At 53.3% G+C, this 17637-nt stretch carries 16 protein-coding genes; 8 read left to right on the forward strand and 8 right to left on the reverse strand.

Going from position 1 to position 17637, the window contains the following annotated elements:
• The 4 genes from AB8809_RS07135 to AB8809_RS07150 form a co-directional block, all read right to left on the reverse strand.
• Window positions 1-2367, reverse strand: a complete 2367-nt coding sequence (locus tag AB8809_RS07135) for a fimbria/pilus outer membrane usher protein (protein ID WP_349855790.1) — start codon at window positions 2365-2367, stop codon at window positions 1-3.
• A 58-nt stretch (window positions 2368-2425) separates the two neighbouring features.
• Window positions 2426-3199, reverse strand: coding sequence for a molecular chaperone (locus tag AB8809_RS07140; RefSeq protein WP_015841008.1), 774 nt, complete (start codon window positions 3197-3199; stop codon window positions 2426-2428).
• A 35-nt stretch (window positions 3200-3234) separates the two neighbouring features.
• Window positions 3235-3771 (reverse strand): spore coat U domain-containing protein, encoded by a 537-nt coding sequence (locus AB8809_RS07145; RefSeq protein ID WP_181829012.1) that lies wholly within the window; start codon window positions 3769-3771, stop codon window positions 3235-3237.
• Window positions 3772-3954: 183 nt separating this feature from the next.
• Window positions 3955-4503 carry a spore coat U domain-containing protein gene (locus AB8809_RS07150; RefSeq protein ID WP_015841005.1) on the reverse strand — a complete coding sequence of 183 codons (549 nt, stop codon included), beginning with the start codon at window positions 4501-4503 and terminating at the stop codon, window positions 3955-3957.
• A 1099-nt stretch (window positions 4504-5602) separates the two neighbouring features.
• Between AB8809_RS07150 and sixA the strand changes: the two genes are divergently transcribed.
• Window positions 5603-6085: a phosphohistidine phosphatase SixA gene (gene sixA, locus AB8809_RS07155; protein WP_320703700.1), complete on the forward strand. Its 483-nt coding sequence runs from the start codon at window positions 5603-5605 to the stop codon at window positions 6083-6085.
• Window positions 6086-6167: 82 nt separating this feature from the next.
• On the opposite strand, the gene smrB is transcribed toward sixA, so the two are convergent.
• On the reverse strand, window positions 6168-6710 hold the full coding sequence (smrB, locus tag AB8809_RS07160; protein WP_014699114.1) for an endonuclease SmrB: 543 nt from the start codon (window positions 6708-6710) through the stop codon (window positions 6168-6170).
• 171 nt (window positions 6711-6881) lie between these two features.
• Between smrB and prmB the strand changes: the two genes are divergently transcribed.
• The 6 genes from prmB (at window position 6882) to AB8809_RS07190 (ending at window position 11538) form a co-directional block, all read left to right on the forward strand.
• Window positions 6882-7814 (forward strand): 50S ribosomal protein L3 N(5)-glutamine methyltransferase, encoded by a 933-nt coding sequence (gene prmB / locus AB8809_RS07165; protein WP_015841003.1) that lies wholly within the window; start codon window positions 6882-6884, stop codon window positions 7812-7814.
• An 83-nt stretch (window positions 7815-7897) separates the two neighbouring features.
• Window positions 7898-8983 (forward strand): chorismate synthase, encoded by a 1086-nt coding sequence (aroC, locus tag AB8809_RS07170; protein ID WP_015841002.1) that lies wholly within the window; start codon window positions 7898-7900, stop codon window positions 8981-8983.
• Between the two features lie 6 nt (window positions 8984-8989).
• Complete coding sequence (mepA, locus tag AB8809_RS07175; protein ID WP_015841001.1) at window positions 8990-9835, forward strand: penicillin-insensitive murein endopeptidase; 846 nt, start codon at window positions 8990-8992, stop codon at window positions 9833-9835.
• Window positions 9836-9844: 9 nt separating this feature from the next.
• Window positions 9845-10645 carry a sulfite exporter TauE/SafE family protein gene (locus tag AB8809_RS07180; protein ID WP_015841000.1) on the forward strand — a complete coding sequence of 267 codons (801 nt, stop codon included), beginning with the start codon at window positions 9845-9847 and terminating at the stop codon, window positions 10643-10645.
• Between the two features lie 28 nt (window positions 10646-10673).
• Window positions 10674-11219 carry an elongation factor P hydroxylase gene (locus AB8809_RS07185; RefSeq protein ID WP_180777630.1) on the forward strand — a complete coding sequence of 182 codons (546 nt, stop codon included), beginning with the start codon at window positions 10674-10676 and terminating at the stop codon, window positions 11217-11219.
• Window positions 11220-11253: 34 nt separating this feature from the next.
• Window positions 11254-11538 carry a YfcL family protein gene (locus AB8809_RS07190; protein WP_010285074.1) on the forward strand — a complete coding sequence of 95 codons (285 nt, stop codon included), beginning with the start codon at window positions 11254-11256 and terminating at the stop codon, window positions 11536-11538.
• A gap of 66 nt (window positions 11539-11604) precedes the next feature.
• Here the strand turns inward: AB8809_RS07190 and mnmC are convergent, their stop codons facing one another.
• Window positions 11605-13632, reverse strand: a complete 2028-nt coding sequence (gene mnmC, locus AB8809_RS07195) for a bifunctional tRNA (5-methylaminomethyl-2-thiouridine)(34)-methyltransferase MnmD/FAD-dependent 5-carboxymethylaminomethyl-2-thiouridine(34) oxidoreductase MnmC (protein ID WP_349855785.1) — start codon at window positions 13630-13632, stop codon at window positions 11605-11607.
• Window positions 13633-13804: 172 nt separating this feature from the next.
• Between mnmC and fabB the strand changes: the two genes are divergently transcribed.
• Window positions 13805-15022, forward strand: a complete 1218-nt coding sequence (gene fabB, locus AB8809_RS07200; RefSeq protein ID WP_015840997.1) for a beta-ketoacyl-ACP synthase I — start codon at window positions 13805-13807, stop codon at window positions 15020-15022.
• A gap of 113 nt (window positions 15023-15135) precedes the next feature.
• On the opposite strand, the gene flk is transcribed toward fabB, so the two are convergent.
• Window positions 15136-16380: a flagella biosynthesis regulator Flk gene (gene flk / locus AB8809_RS07205; protein WP_349855783.1), complete on the reverse strand. Its 1245-nt coding sequence runs from the start codon at window positions 16378-16380 to the stop codon at window positions 15136-15138.
• Between the two features lie 105 nt (window positions 16381-16485).
• Window positions 16486-17379, reverse strand: a complete 894-nt coding sequence (locus AB8809_RS07210) for a DMT family transporter (RefSeq protein WP_349855781.1) — start codon at window positions 17377-17379, stop codon at window positions 16486-16488.
• Between the last annotated feature and the right edge of the window lie 258 nt (window positions 17380-17637).

The raw sequence follows: 17637 nt of genomic DNA on the forward strand, positions 1-17637 counted from the left end.
TTATCCTTTTGGGTCAGTCTGGCAGGTGAGCGGGCCGATGGTCGCCATCATGTTCTGAGATTCCGGCAGCGAGAATTCCACCCGGCAAAGCCGTCCGTCTTCTTGTTTAAAGCGTAAGCGATTAGCGGTGCTCAGATTGGCGAAGTAGGCCAGACCATCGTAGCCGCTGATCGTGGTGTCGCCGCTGATTTCGTCGGTGATCCAGGTGCCGATGGTGAGCGGGTTGCCCTCCGAATTGAGCAGCCTGATGTTGGCGGAACGCACGACATGAACGGGGAATTTCACGATGGTGCCACTGCCTTCTTTGACTGCCACGCGTGATTCCACCTGAGGTGTCGTGACGTTGGCTGGCAGTTGTAGCGTATCGATTTCCACTTTCGCCGGGTAGTTGGACACGACCCACGGGACAAGTAAGTGGCCGTTTTTGTTGGTTTTCCCCACGAGCTGATTTTCATATTTCACCGGGACATCGGGGTATCCTTCGGTATCGACCACAATAAAGGCATCGTTGATGCGGTTGCTGGGGAAAAGCCCCCCGTTCATGTAGATTAGCGAGCCGCTCAGTTCCCCCCACTGTGTCATATTGCCTTCATTGCCATACGTCCCGCCAGCAAGCATGGCATAAGGGCCGCGCCAGTTCAGCGCCCCTTGATGATAAGGGTTTCTGCCTGCGCCATAGGCGGCGTTCCAGCCTAATCCGCCTTCTGTCGGCGTGGTGCGGTTCACTCCAATGCGCGGTGAGTAATCGCCATTGCTGTCACGCTGGACCCCGGCATTGATGCTGCCGTTGCGACCAAAAGGCATCACGAACTGGAGTTGGGCGCTGTAGCCGTTTCCTCCCAGCGCTTTGTTAAAGGCGAGGTAAATGGAGCTGTCTTGCCAGACCTGACGGCTGAAAGAGAGATTCAGCAGACGGGTACGGATTGAATCGTACGAGCGGATATCGAAATAACCCACGCCGAATGAACCATTGCCTTCACCAAACAACTGGCTGCTGAGCGTCGCCTGATAACTTTCCCGACTGAGGCGGCCTTCTGTGAGCACGGAGGCTAAATCGCGGTACTTTTCACTGCGTTTAGCGTGTTGGACGCTCAGGCCAAATGCGGAACTGTAGTAAGAGTAGCCCGTGGTGTATTGGTGTCCGGTGGCTTCCTTTTCACTTTGACTGTAAGAGGAACTCAGCGTGCCCCAGCGACCCACGGTAAAGTCCACCCCTGCGCCGAGTAGATACAGATCCTGTACGGCCTCGCCATGTGTCGATACCGTCAGCTTATTGGTCAGCCCGTAGCGATAGATGCCGCTGACGGCAGGATCGTCAGTGTAGGAGTTATTCTGTACCCCATAGTCCCGGCGCAAAACACCAACGGACAGATCGAAATCGCTTAATCCCTCCCGCAGCAAGGCGTTGGAGACATAAAAAGGAATCGTGGTAGAAACCTGCCGCCCTTGAGCGTCCGTGGTAATCACCGTCGCTTCCCCTGCACCATTCAGGTAAGGCGTATTGGTGAGGGTGAACGGACCCGCGTTCAGGTTCGTGCTGTTGGCTTTATAACCGTTAATAAACAAGTCAAGCGTGCTGGGTACGGCGGCCGTACCGGTGTATTGCAGCATTGGATAGGTCACGATATCCGGGCGAAGGCCGAAATTGCGGGTGACACGCAGGCCGCCCATACGCACCGAGTTGCTCCACGTCAGGGAGTTGCTAATCAGATCGCCAACCTGATAGGTGAGCATGCGTTCGTTATCGTTATAACGCCAATAGGTATCGAAGCGCTGATAGCCATCTTGCTGCGAGGTACTATTGCCCGATGTGAAATAGTAGATCCCCGTATTGGATAGGGTTCCGTAGGGGCTGAAGAAGCGCTGTTCCATCCAACTGCTGAGCGAGTCCGAACTGCTGCGGGGCGAGGTGTAATAAAGGTTATAGTTGAATAACAGGCCGGGACTGGTGCGAGCGGGAAGGCGCGCCATATTCTGCCCTCCGCCTTCAACGGATTGCTCGGGTAGCCAGTGCATGGGCACGGTGAGTTTTAGCTGCTGTATGGCCTGATCGTAATCGACGGTGACGTCTGGCAGAGCGCTGATATTGACCAGCCCCACGCTTTGCTCTGACAGGCGAATGTGATTCTGGCGCAGCGCGGCCGCATCCACATAATAGTTCCCGGCACGATACGTGACAGGGACTACCGCGTTATCGCTCTGTCCGTTGACGGAAAGTGTTAAATAATAGACGGATTCGCTGAGCGAGGGCATCGCGCTGGGGGGCGCGGGGAGATCGGTATACTCTTCCGCGAGAAGGGTCGCAGAATAAAACAGCGCAAGCGGGGCGCACATGAGCAGGAGAAAGGCACCTGTTTTGTGCGTCATGCTACATCTCACCATGACCGGACAGCCAACAGACTCGCCTCTGTTATTAACCGATCCATCATTCGCGTTTAATCAGTATGGGATCGGTGATATCGATCAGATTGGTGAAGAGCTGCATCGCTGCGCTCGGGGTGGATACGCCAGCAGGTAACGGCCAGCGCATCTCTTGCCCCGGTAGCACATAGCCTAAAAAGCCGTCGGTTATCTTTATTCGGCTTCCTTTCCCGCTCTGGTCGGCTGACCAATAGACGTTACTCAGCCGGGCATGCACCACGCCACGGTTGCGGACATAAAGATAGTTTCTCCCCCCCACCGCGCTGATTCGCCAACTGAGTACGGGCAGCGTCGGTTCGGCGTTGGCGCGTCGTTTCTCCGGGCGAGCATGTGTCCAGACGCCTTCACCATCAAGAAACAGAGGTAGCAGATAGCGCATCTGGAATTGCAGCCCCATCTGCGGGGTATTTTGTTGATAAGGGGCGGAAATCTCATCAACGATGATGCGGTAAGCCTGTTCGGTATTAGCGGGGGCTGAGTTGACGCGAATCAGGCGCACCATATTGCGTTTACCCGGTTCCAGCGTCATGAACGGCGGTGTCGCAATTACGTTATTTTGTTCGGCATAACGATCCTGAAAGTCTATTTGCTTCCAGGACATGATGCGGATTTGCAAACCAACGGGTGCATTGCCTTTGTTTTCCAGCCACAGGGCTGAACTGTTCTCATCGGATTCAATGACCTGATAAATCGGCCACACGAGGATAGAACTGGCGGCAAAGCACGATGAGCCGAATCCGCTTAATAAAAAGACCATTGCCCGAATAAAAAACGTCATTTTCCTCTTCATCCTGTGTTCACCCTGTTTTGTTTTTAATAAGTCAGGCTGACGGTCACGTTATCGGTATAAACCCCTGCGGGAGGCAGAGGTGTGCCGCCAAAGTAGCGGGCATAAACGGTGTAGGTCTGGGTTGTGCTGGGAAAGGAGACAATGCTGAACGCCAGACTTCCCGTTCCCCATACCTGCGTGCGCGCAGCATCGCGGTAAAGCTGATAGGCCAACAGGCGCGTTCCTGCTGCATTTTTCAGATAACGCTGTGCGCTGCTACCGCCATTGGCACCGTAGCTCAGTTCAATGATGGCGCTTGTGCCTGGTGTGCAGGTGGCAACAATCGAGCCGCCGCCGCTCGTGCTGGCGACATCCACGTTGGTCGCCGTGGCGCTGCGCGTTCCGAAGTCAAGTGTGCCCATATTGGGCTGACTATTTGCCGTACTGGTGCCAAAAACACAGCCTCTTTGTATCGTTGCCGTGACATCGAATGTGCTGCTAACGGTGAGCGCCATCGCCACCATGGGGATGATGGAACCGGACAGCAGAAGTGGCAAAACCAATACCGATGGAAAACGCATCGCAATACCAGTGGTTACTTGGCCTGAATGGCGATGCGGGCAGAACCCAACGCCAGGGGGAACGGCAGGGCACTGGCAGCAAACGCGATATCGCGTATAAGACGTGGTGACATAACGGCTCCTTTTCTTACGGATCAATGACCCTAAAAAGGCCGACACGTAGGCATGTCGGCCTGTAAAAGATTACCATTCGATAGTGGCAGTGACGGTATCGGTATAAGACCCAGCGGTGGGTGCCAGAACGGTCTGGTCTGACGGCTGAATACGCGCATAAATCGGAACCATCTGCGGGTTGCCTGTTGCGACGATAGCAATACCCGTTGCACTATTCAGCGGGATTTCAGTCGTGCGGGTTGAGTCACTGTATAAACGGTAGGGGACGTTATAGGTTCCTGTGCCTGGCGCCAGTCTGCGTAGCGTGGTGGAGGCGTTTGCACCTTCACCGATACGCAATGTGGCTGGCGTGCCAACAGAGCAACTGACAGTGATCCCGTTGCCACCGATGCTGGCCACCTGGCTATCAATCGCGGCAGTCAGGTCGGAGTGGGAACCGAAGTCTATTGTTCCCCATGTGGTTCCTGCTCCTCCCCCGTTATTGACTGTACAGGCGGCGGTAATGGTGAGTGATACGGGGATCTGACCATTAATCGTCACGCTGCTGGCGGTGGGGGAAAAGCCGAATGTGGTGAATAGTGTCGCCAGAATAGATAATGTTATACGTTTAGAATTCATAACGATTCCTTTATATGCCTCTCACTTATTTTCATTGAAAGTGTCTTCACGAAAGTACCGTGGTCTCCGTGAAAACTGCTCGTTATGAGTGATTATTACGAAAGAAATCATAACGAGTCGTTTAATCAATATGGGTATTTATGCGGCATGGTTTTGGCTATTCAGGAAAATGTAGAGAAAGGCGTTATTTTTCCTTATTTCCTAAACCACGAACGCAAAAATGTCATATTTCTGAAATATATATCACTACTATTTTCAGTGCTTTCCGTTTGGTGAGAATAAATCTATAAAGAAATGTATTACTAATTTTTCTTCCATGGCGTGAATAATGGCGGGCATATAAAACAACAGAGAGGTTCTTCGGGCTTTATCCTGAATTGCGCATTCGTCCATAAATAGAAGAGCAATCTATTTTTATTATATGACGTTATATTCTGTGTCATTACCTTGTTTATATAAAACGAATAGTAAAAAAAACACTATTTAAGATAAAGATAGAAGTAGAGTGGTTGTTTAACAATATCACAAAATTAATATGTGTTAAAAAAGTGTAAAAAATTGACTTTTTTTATTTTTTTGGTTTTTTATGCTGATTTGTTTTTATTTTTTGAATTCTATATCTTATTTATTCGTTTTATTGTAATTGATTATAATGACCATTTTAAAATTATGGTCATTTTCTTCGGGTGGCGAATGATCTCTCAAATGTCTTTAAATATTTTATTTATCAATATGTTATTGATAAAAACTGAAAGCTGAGTGCGCCTTCTGATTTTATCGATTCATAACGATAATTGACTCTTTGGCGACGGATCGGATAAAAACGCGGCATTGAGGTGGTTAATTTTGCAACAGTATTCGGTCGTATTTTTGTCTGATTACGGTTGGTTGCCTGTGGTAAGACGCGGCGATGATGCGTTTTTCTACCGAAACCTGATCTCAGGCGAGTTTACATAGCAAGAAACTCAGGTAACCTACAGCAAGACACTATACCTTATATGGCTTATGTTGCGGGCATGCCCAATTGCAGAAAAGCCAATCCTCATACCGACAGGGTTATGAGGATATACCATATATTTCATTAACATAGCGGTGTGATATGCAAGTGTTGATAATGCGTCATGGTGATGCGGTACTTGATGCAGCGAGTGATGCCGTTCGGCCACTGAGCGACGCTGGTCGCGATGAATCTCGCCAGATGGCGTGTTGGCTGAACGAGCAAAATATTGATATTGAGCGCGTTTTGGTGAGTCCTTATTTACGCGCCCAGCAAACGCTCGACGTGGTGAAGAAAGAGCTGCTGCTGCCGGAAGAAGCGGATTGCTTAAATGAACTGACGCCCGGTGGTGATGCCCAGCTTGTCGGTTATTACCTGCAAACGCTGGCGAGAGAAGGCGTTAGTGTGGTTCTGGTGGTTTCGCACCTGCCGCTGGTGGGCTATCTGGTTGCAGAATTATGCCGGAATGAAACGGCTCCGATGTTCGCCACGTCCGCCATCGCCTGCGTGAAACTGGAAGCGGAATCCGGCAATGGTGTGCTGCATTGGCAGGTTAGCCCAGCACAACTGACCGCGAAACCCTGATTGCTAATCGAGAAACTCGGCATTCAGAGGGGATGAGGCGTGTAGCCTGCTACACGCCCGCATGCTTGACGTATGACAAGGGTTACTCAAGCGAAGGTGCCTCCAGTGCCACCAATACCAGTAGCGCGGCATTCCCCCCAAATTCTTTCGGGGCCTGATGAAACGCCAACACATCGGGGTGCTGCGCCAGCCAGAGCGGCGTTTGCTGTTTCAGTATATGTTTGCCGTGCCCGTGCATCACGCAGGCGCAGTAAACATGCTCCCGACGGCAAGCTGCCAGCAGCGCGCCCAGTTCCTGTTTCGCCTGAAGCTGCGTCAGGCCGTGCAGATCCAGAAACAGCTCCGGTGAATAATCTCCCCGTCGCAGTTTCTTCAATTCATAGTGGCTGGCGCCTGGACGGACATAGCGCGTAGGGCCTTCTGCATCCAACTGCGGCTGAAATTCATCCGAGAAATAGAAACTGGCATCAACCTGCTCCTGCAATGCCCGTTTTGCCGGTAATTCGCCTATTTTCCTGCGCAGTGGTTTGTGGGTATAGGTGTCCTGACGCAACTTTTTTGTGCCAGTGATTGACGTGCGAAAAAGCTGTAATTCGTCGTCATTCAGCGAATATTTATTACTCATATTTCATTCATCTTGCGTCAACATTCGATCAGTTTACCTTGTCTGCCTGCTGTCGCTAAATAAAAGTCTGTATCGGGGGGCGTTCAGTCGGTTATATCTGCTGATTTGTCGCGGGCTTCATGGCAAACTAAGCGCCAATTTCCCGTTCAGAACTGTCTGCGGAGGACACCCTTGGACAAAATTTTCGTCGATGAGGCCGTCAGTGAACTTCATACCATTCAGGATATGTTGCGCTGGGCTGTCAGCCGGTTTAACGCAGCCAACGTCTATTACGGTCACGGGACGGATAATCCCTGGGATGAAGCCATACAGCTGGTATTGCCTAGCCTGTATCTGCCGCTCGATATTCCTGAAGATATGTACACGTCTCGTTTGATCACCAGCGAGCGGCAGCGCATTGTTGAACGCGTGATCCGCCGCGTCAACGAACGTATTCCGGTTGCCTATCTGACCAACAAGGCCTGGTTCTGCGGCCTGGAATTCTACGTTGATGAACGCGTGCTGGTGCCACGTTCTCCTATCGGTGAGCTGATCAATAACTATTTTGATGAGCAGTTACCAAAAGCACCAAACCATATTCTGGATCTGTGTACGGGCAGCGGTTGTATTGCAATAGCTTGCGCTCAGGCATTCCCTGAAGCGGAAGTTGACGCCGTGGATATCTCCAGTGATGCGTTGGCGGTAACCGAACAGAATATTCAGCAGCACGGCCTGGAATACCGCGTGACGCCGATTCGGTCTGACCTGTTCCGCGATTTGCCTGCGATTCGCTATGATTTGATCGTGACCAATCCACCGTATGTGGACGAAGAAGATATGTCCGATCTACCGCAGGAGTTCCGTTTCGAACCGGAACTGGGGCTGGCAGCGGGCAACGATGGTCTGGATCTGGTTCGTCGTATTCTGGCCTGCGCGCCAGACTATCTTAGCGACGACGGCGTGCTGATTTGCGAAGTGGGCAACAGCATGGTGCACCTGATCGAGCAATATCCAGAGATTCCGTTCACCTGGCTGGAGTTTGATAATGGCGGTGACGGCGTATTTATGCTCACGCAATCACAACTGGTTGATTGCAAAGCGCACTTTAGCGCTTACCGCGACTAAGCGGTCATAACGATATTCATTAGTCCTATCGTGCATCTGGCTGCGCGGTGGGACAGAAACAGAACATATGCGAAGGAGTTGTGATGGCAGGCAACAGTATTGGGCAATTTTTCCGCGTCACTACATTTGGTGAATCCCACGGTATTGCTCTGGGGTGTATTGTTGATGGCGTACCGCCGGGGATCCCGCTGACCGAAGCGGATCTGCAACACGATTTGGATCGCCGCCGTCCGGGGACATCCCGCTATACGACGCAGCGCCGCGAGCCCGATCAGGTCAAGATCCTGTCCGGCGTTTTTGAGGGCGTGACAACAGGGACCAGCATTGGTCTGCTGATTGAAAACACCGATCAGCGCTCTCAGGATTACAGCGCGATTAAAGATGTCTTTCGCCCCGGTCATGCGGACTACACCTATGAGCAAAAATATGGCCTGCGCGATTACCGCGGTGGCGGTCGCTCTTCCGCACGTGAAACCGCGATGCGCGTTGCCGCAGGCGCGATTGCGAAGAAATACCTGCAGCAGCAATACGGAGTGAAGGTACGTGGCTATCTGTCGCAGATTGGCGATGTCACCTGCGAACTGAAAGATTGGGATCAGGTTGAGCAAAACCCGTTCTTCTGCCCGGATGTCGACAAGCTGGAAGCCTTGGATGAACTGATGCGTGCGCTCAAAAAAGAGGGCGACTCCATTGGCGCGAAGGTGAGCGTCGTGGCGGAATCCGTGCCCGCCGGATTAGGTGAGCCGGTCTTTGATCGTCTTGATGCCGATCTGGCTCATGCGTTAATGAGCATCAATGCTGTGAAAGGCGTTGAAATTGGCGATGGCTTTGCGGTTGTCACCAAGCGTGGCAGCGAAAACCGTGACGAAATCACGCCGGACGGTTTCCAAAGCAACCACGCTGGCGGCATTTTAGGCGGGATCAGCAGCGGCCAGCATATCGTTGCGCATCTGGCGTTGAAACCGACCTCCAGCATTATGGTGCCGGGGAAAACGATCAACCGTCAGGGCGAAGCGACGGAAATGGTCACACGCGGCCGTCACGATCCCTGTGTCGGTATTCGTGCGGTGCCGATTGCCGAAGCCATGATGGCGATTGTGTTAATGGATCACCTGCTGCGCCAACGCGCACAGTGTGGGGATGTGAATAGTCAGGTTCCTCGCTGGTAAAAAATAATGAAACAAGGGTTAATCGGGGTTCTCGCGCTGGCGCTGAGCGCGCCGCTGTGGTCGAACGTCGCGTGGGCGAAAACGCCCTGGCAGGAGATCGCACATCCGGTTGCGGGCGCGCCGCAGTCAATTGGTAGTTTTTCCAATGGCTGTATCATCGGTGCCCAGCCGCTGCCATTGCAGTCGCTGGATTATCAGGTGATGCGTGTCGATCAGCGCCGCTATTTCGGCCACCCCGATCTGCTGGCATTTATTCACCGCCTGAGCAACGAGGTGAAACGTACGACCTCGGGTAATGTGCTGGTGGGGGATATGGGCATGCCTGTCGGTGGACGTTTCAGCAGCGGCCACGCCAGTCACCAATCCGGGCTGGATGTCGACATCTGGCTGCAATTACCCAGACAGCGCTGGAGCGAGCAGCAGTTGCTGAAGCCGCAGCCTATCGACTTGGTTAACGCCAGCGGACTTAACGTTAACCCGCGCGTCTGGCGACCGGAAATCACCACCCTGATCAAAACCGCCGCGTTGGATAACGATGTGACGCGTATCTTCGTCAATCCGGCGATTAAAAAACAGCTGTGTGCCGAAGCGGGCCACGATCGTGACTGGCTGCGTAAAGTCCGCCCCTGGTTTGCGCATCGCGCGCACATGCACGTGCGCCTGCGCTGCCCGGCGGACAGTCTGGAATGTCAGGAACAGAGTGAACCCCCCATCGGTGACGGATGCGGTGCCGAGTTAACCAGCTGGTTCCAGCCGAAGCAGCCGAGTAGCGAAGCCCCAGAAAAAACCACGCCGCCGCCATTGCCTCCTTCTTGTCAGGCATTGCTCGACAGACATTTTGCTGCGAGATAACGAATAACGATGGACTGGTTAGTTCTTGGGCCAGAGATGCTGGCCGTGCTGTTTTTTGTTGGGGCGTTGGCAGGGTTTATTGATTCGATTGCGGGCGGTGGCGGTTTATTGACGATCCCAGCCTTGCTGGCGGCGGGTTTATCCCCTGCGCAGGCGCTGGCGACGAATAAACTTCAGGCCGTCGGAGGATCCTTTTCCGCCAGCCTGTATTTCATCCGTCGCCGCGCGGTCAATCTGGGCGAGCAGAAGCTGGCGATTGCGCTGACGTTTATCGGTTCGACCTTTGGTGCCTGGCTGATCCAGCAAATCCATGCCGACTTTTTGCGCCAACTGCTGCCGGTGCTGATTATTGGTATTGGTCTCTACTTTTTACTCACGCCAAAAATTGGTGATGACGATCGGCAACGCCGCCTGTCGCCGCTTCCGTTTGCGATTGTGGCAGGCGGCTGCGTCGGTTTTTATGACGGCTTCTTTGGCCCCGGTGCCGGGTCGTTTTATGCTCTGGCGTTTGTCACCCTGTATGGTTTCAATCTGGCAAAAGCGACGGCGAATGCCAAAATCCTGAACTTTACCTCCAACTTCGGCGGGCTGCTGTTTTTTATGCTTAGCGGAAAAGTGGTCTGGGTAGTTGGGGGCGTCATGCTGATCGGGCAGATCCTCGGCGCGCGGCTTGGGGCTAAAATGGTGATGACGAAAGGGCAAAAGCTGATTCGTCCTATGCTGGTGCTGGTTTCCGCCATTATGAGCAGCAAGCTGATTTATGACAGCCACGGACACGAGATTGCTGCCTGGCTGGGACAGTTTTTATGATAACAATCTTATGATCACAACAGATAACATGACAACGACGCACCATTATCAGCAACTTATTGATATTTTTAATGATTGCTTTGGCGATGAATACAACACCCGTCTGGTAAAAGGCGACGATGAGCCGATTTATTTGCCAGCGGATGATGACATTCCGTATCACCGGATTGTGTTTGCGCATGGTTTTTATGCCAGCGCGCTGCACGAGATTTCCCACTGGTGTATTGCCGGTGCCCAGCGGCGTTTGCAGGTCGACTTCGGCTACTGGTACTGCCCGGATGGCCGCGATGCCACGACGCAAAGCCAGTTCGAAGTGGTAGAGATTAAACCCCAGGCCTTCGACTGGCTGTTCTGTGTTGCGGCGGGTTTTCCGTTTAATGTCAGCTGCGACAACCTGAACGGCGATTGCGAGCCCGATCGCATTGATTTCCAACGGCGTGTGCATGCGCAAGTGATGCAGTATCTGGACGAGGGGATTCCTGCGCGTCCGGCGAGCTTTATTCGTGCGCTACAATCGTTTTACAATACGCCCCCGCTGACGGCGGCGAGCTTCCCGTATCCAGCCGATCTGTGATGAGCGGGAACTGCAAAAAATTTGAGGATAAGAAATGATCGCAGAATTTGAAACGCGCATTCTGGCGCTGATTGATGACATGGTAGAACATGCCAGCGACGACGAGCTTTTTGCTGGTGGCTACTTGCGCGGTCATCTGACAGTGTCGGTTGCAGAAGCGGAAGAAAACGGGGAACACACGCTTGAAGCACTGCATGTGCGCGTTAGCGACAGTATTAATAACGCTATTAAAAATGGTGAACTGTCACCGCCGGATCAGGTATTGGTTAACGGAATGTGGGAACGACTTTTCCAGCAAGCGCAGAACAGTACACACTGATTTCATCAGTGCTCATCGTTAAGCAATCAGTGCTGGCTTAGTCAAGCCAGCACATCTTCTTCCTCATTAATCCTGAGTGACGGGTTTGCCTTTCAGCAGTTTCCTTATCCAGAAGCGATTCGGGTTTAGCGCAGCAAGCGTGTCGCGATCCAGCGGCAGCGGTTCTCCATACATTTGCGAAGCCAAAATTTCTGCCGCGAGTGGGGCAGAGCAGAGCCCGCGTGAGCCTAACGCACCGATAATAAACAGATCTCGCCAATAAGGCGCGTTCGGCACGGTGTCGGCACGGTGCTGTGGATGCAGCCGATCTTCATATTCTGCCAGCGTTTGTTCATAGTCCGGCACGGCTCCTAACAGCGGCAGATGATCGCGTAGCGCACTGCGCACACCCTGACGTGCTTGCGCATCGCTGACATCGATCGTCTTGGCCCACTCTGCGTGGGGCAAGCAGTTCAGTAGCCGCTGGCGGTTCTCTTGCTGTTCTTCTTCCCGATAATCACAGCGGGTTTCTCCCCGTACATAGCTTGCTCCGATGCAGTGCGTTTGATGGCGCGGGCTGACCGGCGTCAAATAGCCGTCGTAGCACAGAACCTGTTTAAGCTGCCCCAACACGGGGTTAGTGGGAATATGACTGACCTGCCCGCGCACGGCGTAGGCGGGTAAATGATGAGTTTGCGACCAATCAGTAATGTGATAGCCATTTGCCAGCACCACAACCGCATGGCTTACCCGTTGGCCGGTACTGAGGGTGAGCGCCCAGCCGTCGTCCGTTTTCTCCAGTGTGGAAACGATGGTATTCATCTGTACCGACAGGCCGTTCTGCTGTGCCAGCTTCAACGCAGCGGCTGTTAGTTCTGCCGGACACAGCCAGCCGCCGTCGGGGTAGGTGATGCCGTTTACGCCGGGATTCAGACCGCTTTGGTTTTCCAGTTGTTGTGCATCCACGCTAATGACTAACTCTTCCGGCCATTCTCCTTGCAGAATCTGTTCGATCTTACGCGCGCTTTTTTCATCCCAGGCGAGCTGGCTAACTCCGCACCACTGGTGCTCAAATGCCAGACCCTGTTGCGCCAGTGCCGTGTAACTGCGGCGGGCAAAGTCAAAAGCAAGGGAGAAAAAGCGGGATACCGCATCGTGTCGATTATTCAGCAGAGGATACAGCGCACCTTGACGATTGCCGGAGGCGCCCGTGGCAGGCTGGGCTTCCGCACAGTAGAGCGTGACCTTTGCTCCGCGCCGTTGCAGCGCCAGTGCGGTGAGCACGCTGGCGATGCCGCCGCCGATAATCGCAATATCGTCAGTCGTGCTGGCCGCAGGACGCGCATACCACGGTGTCGGTGAGGTGATGGGAAGCGTCTCGGGAAGGATGCCGCTCAGCATCTCGCGTTTTTGTCCGAATCCTTTGACCTTACTGACCTGAAACCCCGCCTGTTGCAGACCGCGACGTACAAAGCCCGCAGCGGTAAAGGTGGCAAACGTGCCTCCTTGACGGCACAGACGAGCCATTGCCTGAAACAGATTATCTGTCCACATGTCCGGGTTTTTGGCGGGGGCGAAGCCGTCCAGAAACCAGGCGTCGACCTGATGATTCTGGGTGTCATCCAACTCAGGCAGCAACGTGTTGACGTCACCAAACCATAAATCGAGCGTGATAGCGCCTTGCGCCAGAATCAAGCGGTGGCAACCCGGCAGCGGCAGCGGCCATTGCTCACGCAGTTCATCCGCAAAGGCGGCCAGTTCCGGCCACTGAGCATGTGCGGCCGCTAAATCATGCCGACGCAGAGGGAATTTCTCGAAGCTGATGAAATGCAAGTGGTGCAAGGTCGCCTGCGGCTGCTGTTGACGAAAGTCGGCAAACGCCTGCCACAGCGTCAGAAAATTCAGACCCGTACCAAAGCCGGTTTCTGCTATCACGCAGGCAGTGCGTGGATGTGTGGCGAAACGCTCAGGAAACTGATTGCCCTTTAAAAACACATAACGGGTTTCAGCTAACCCATCCTGATTCGAAAAATAGACGTCATCAAACTGTTGCGATACAGGTGTACCCTGAGCGTTCCAACTTAACGACGCATGTTGGATGGGGAGGTTCGTCACGGCAAAAGCTCATTATTCAAGTGATGGCGAGATTTTAACGAGCGGAATATCGTGGCGCAAATTTAGCAATAATTTCGCGATAGTTCGGCTGATCGGACTTGTTCAGCTTACAACTGTACGCTAAAGTGCGAAGCGAAATCCCAAACTCTATAAGTGGAAAAAGAGGTATTAAATGAAACGTGCAGTGATTACTGGCCTGGGGATCGTATCAAGCATCGGTAATAACCAGCAGGAAGTTCTGGCATCATTGCGGGAAGGCCGCTCGGGTATTACTTTCTCTCAAGAGCTGAAAGATTCCGGTATGCGTAGTCACGTCTGGGGGAATGTCAAACTGGACACCACTGGCCTCATCGATCGCAAAATTGTGCGTTTTATGAGTGATGCATCGATTTATGCCTACTTATCCATGGAGCAGGCGATTCAGGATTCCGGCCTGTCTGATGAAGTTTATCAAAATAACCCACGCGTTGGCCTGATTGCCGGTTCCGGCGGTTCTGCGCGCTATCAGGTGTTTGGTGCTGACGCGATGCGCAGCCCGCGTGGCCTGAAAGCCGTTGGTCCTTATGTTGTGACCAAATCCATGGGTTCCGCGGTATCTGCCTGTCTGGCAACGCCGTTCAAAATCCACGGTGTGAACTACTCCATCAGTTCTGCCTGTGCGACCTCTGCACACTGTATCGGTAACGCCGTTGAGCAAATTCAGATGGGCAAACAGGACATCGTATTCGCTGGTGGAGCTGAAGAGCTGTGCTGGGAATTGGCCTGTGAATTTGATGCGATGGGCGCGCTGTCGACCAAATACAATGAAACACCAGAAAAAGCGTCCCGTACCTATGATGCCGATCGCGATGGTTTCGTGATTGCAGGCGGCGGCGGTATGGTCGTTGTCGAAGAGCTGGAACACGCGCTGGCGCGCGGTGCGCACATCTACGCAGAAATCGTCGGCTACGGTGCGACGTCTGACGGTGCAGATATGGTTGCCCCATCGGGTGAAGGTGCCGTTCGCTGCATGAAGATGGCGATGAACGGTGTTGATACGCCAATTGATTACCTGAACTCTCACGGTACCTCTACGCCGGTTGGCGATGTGAAGGAACTGGGTGCGATTCGTGAAGTGTTTGGCGACAAATCGCCAGCGATCTCCGCGACGAAAGCAATGACCGGTCACTCTCTGGGAGCCGCAGGCGTTCAGGAAGCCATTTACTCATTGCTGATGCTGGAACACGGCTTTGTTGCGCCAAGCATTAACGTGGAAAATTTAGATGAGCAGGCTGCTGGCCTGAATATCGTGACGACGCCGACGGAGCGTAAACTGACCACGGTGATGTCTAACAGCTTCGGCTTCGGTGGTACGAATGCGACGCTGGTAATGAGAAAACTCGATAAATAATCGGTTTTTCATTCGCGTATTATTATGAAAAGTAATCAAACCCCGCTGGCGCAAGCCGCGGGGTTTTTTGTGGGCAATACTATGAGCCGCCTTGGCCGTAATGAGAACGGTGCTTAGATCAACACCCAGAGTAGAAATGCGGCCACGCAGGTGCTGACAATCACCAGAAACATAGGCTTATGGAACAGGGATTGCCAACTGAGCGGCAGTGAGGCAATCAGGGGGTTGAACAGCGGGTGCAGCAATTGTGAAGTCGTTGTCCAGTCCGTTTCCTGCGCACGCTGAATGCGCTGTGTAAACAGGAACGTCAGCAGATCGCTGACCTGCATCGGCGTCAGCGGCGTTTGTAAGCCGATATTGAAGCGATTCTGCGTGTAATCCATCAATAGGTGCTGTTCCTGCGCGGTCATTGGCTGTTGTAGCAAAGCCTGCAACGGGGCGAGGTTTGGGGAAAGCAGCGCGTTCTGTGCCGATAGCGGCTGTGATGATAGGTTCGCTGTAGATGACAGATTCGCGTTTGTCGTATTAGCCGTGTTGGCTGTCAGCGATTCTGGTGCTGCGCCTGCGGTTCCCGCATTTGTCGGTGTCCCCTGCGATGCCGGTGAGGTGGCGCGCAGCAGCGTCTGTGTTTGTTGCAGCTCTACCTGCGCTTGCAGGAACTGCGTGAGCAACGGCAGGTGTTTTAACGGGATGGTGTCACCCGCATTAAGATTCTGCATCATCATCAGATTACTCAGCACTCTTGCTGGTTGTTCACCGGTCATGGTCGCCAATCGGGTGACTAACTGATTCAGGCCGCGCTGTTCAGCAGGATTGAGGGGACGATCGGGCGAGTTGGCAGCCTGAGCGGTTTGTGTCGCACTGGCCGGTGTCGTTGACTGTGGGATTTGCCCATTTTGCAGCAGCGTCACAACCTGCTGTAGCTGCGTTTTATTCAATGCGCTTAGCGTGGTGCTGCCGAACCGTTGCTGGATAAAATCGCTGACTGCCTGACGATTATTTCCCTGAGACAGCATATCCGTCAGGCGCTGAAGCAGTTGCTGGCGTCCACCGCTATCTTGTGCCTGCGTTAAACGCGTCTGGAGTATCTGCTCGGCAGGTTGGTAGTGGCGGGACTGCAATTCGCTATTTTCTGCCAGACCTAATCCTGTTTTTACCGTCGTCCAGACTTCCGCTGCTTTTGATGTTGTCAGTGCGGCAACTTTAAGCACCAGATTTTCCAGCGTGGTGCGCTGTGCCAGCGTGAGCGGTCGATCGCCGTTGGCGGAGCCTGTGGTATTCGAGGCTGAGGATGTGGTTGTCGACGTAACCGGGCGCTCGCCGGGCAGCGGGGCACCCGGGCCACTTACAGGTTGCATATCGGTTATCCTCACTGCCGTTATGATTGAGAGGAATCATAGCAATCTCCTGTGACCGCCGATAGTCATGCACTGCTTAAAAGGCACGAATCTCATGACGGGGTCTCATGAGGGGCGTCCCAGCGGCGTACGCAGACGCTGGGCGAGGATAACACCGAGTAGTGTGATGCCACCGCCAATCAGATGGTAATGGTGCAAAGGCTCGTGCAAAAATCCAATCGCGATCATTGCTGTAAAAATGGGAGTCAGATTCATAAAGATGGCGGCTTTGCTGGCTCCCAGACGCATAACGCCCTGAATCCACAAAAAAGGCGCGATGATTGAGGCCATGATGCCAGCGAAAATCACCAGCGGCAGATTTTGGGCATTAAGCTGCACGTTGTCCGTCAGCAGGAAATTTGGAATCAGTACCACCACGCCAAAGGCAATTTGCACATAGAGCGATACCCAGTTGGGTAACGGGATGCTCCAGCGTTTGGTTAACACGCCATAGAGTGCATAGGACAGCGACGCACAAAACATCATGAATTCACCGGGGCCGATGCCCTGCGCCAGAATCTGTTCTGGATGTCCTTCTCCAATCAGCCAGATAATGCCTGCCAGCGACAGGATGCTGCCGAGCAGCACGCCCAATGTGGGGGCGATGCGTAGCAGAGGTATGCTGAGCAGGACCGTGAGGAGTGGAATGAGCGACCCCATAATGCCCATCATCACCGCGCTGATCGAGTGCGCTGCGTAGTAGGCCAAACTTTGATACAGCACCATGCCGAGTAACCCCAGCACCAGCAATTTCCAGGCGTGTTGACGAATGGCCGTTGCATGCTGACGCAGGGTTGGCAGCATGAATGGCGTCATGACGAGAAATGCCAGTAGCCAGCGATAAAATGAGATAGCAGCCGGGTCGATGACGCTCGCGGAGAGCTTGTTGACAATGACATTCACTGACCAGATCAGCACGGCAATGGTGGGGAATAAGGCGTTCAACGTTGGATTTCTCATAACAGACCAGACAGAGAACGCATCGGTTGTCTGAGCTGGGAGGTAAAGATAGGGCAAGTGCCGCAACGGCAAACAACATAGCAGAGCCACACGGCGACTATCAACTCGGGATGTCCTTTAACACGGTTTGGTTTTGCTGCGGTAAATGGCCGCCTCATGCGGGGATGGGAGCCGCGTGATGTTGATGTGAGCAGAGGAAGGAAAGACATCGCGTCGTAATTGCCTTGGGTTTCTGCCCCATTCGGTGGCAAAATATCT

This window comes from Pectobacterium aroidearum (assembly GCF_041228105.1).
Taxonomy (GTDB): domain Bacteria; phylum Pseudomonadota; class Gammaproteobacteria; order Enterobacterales; family Enterobacteriaceae; genus Pectobacterium; species Pectobacterium aroidearum.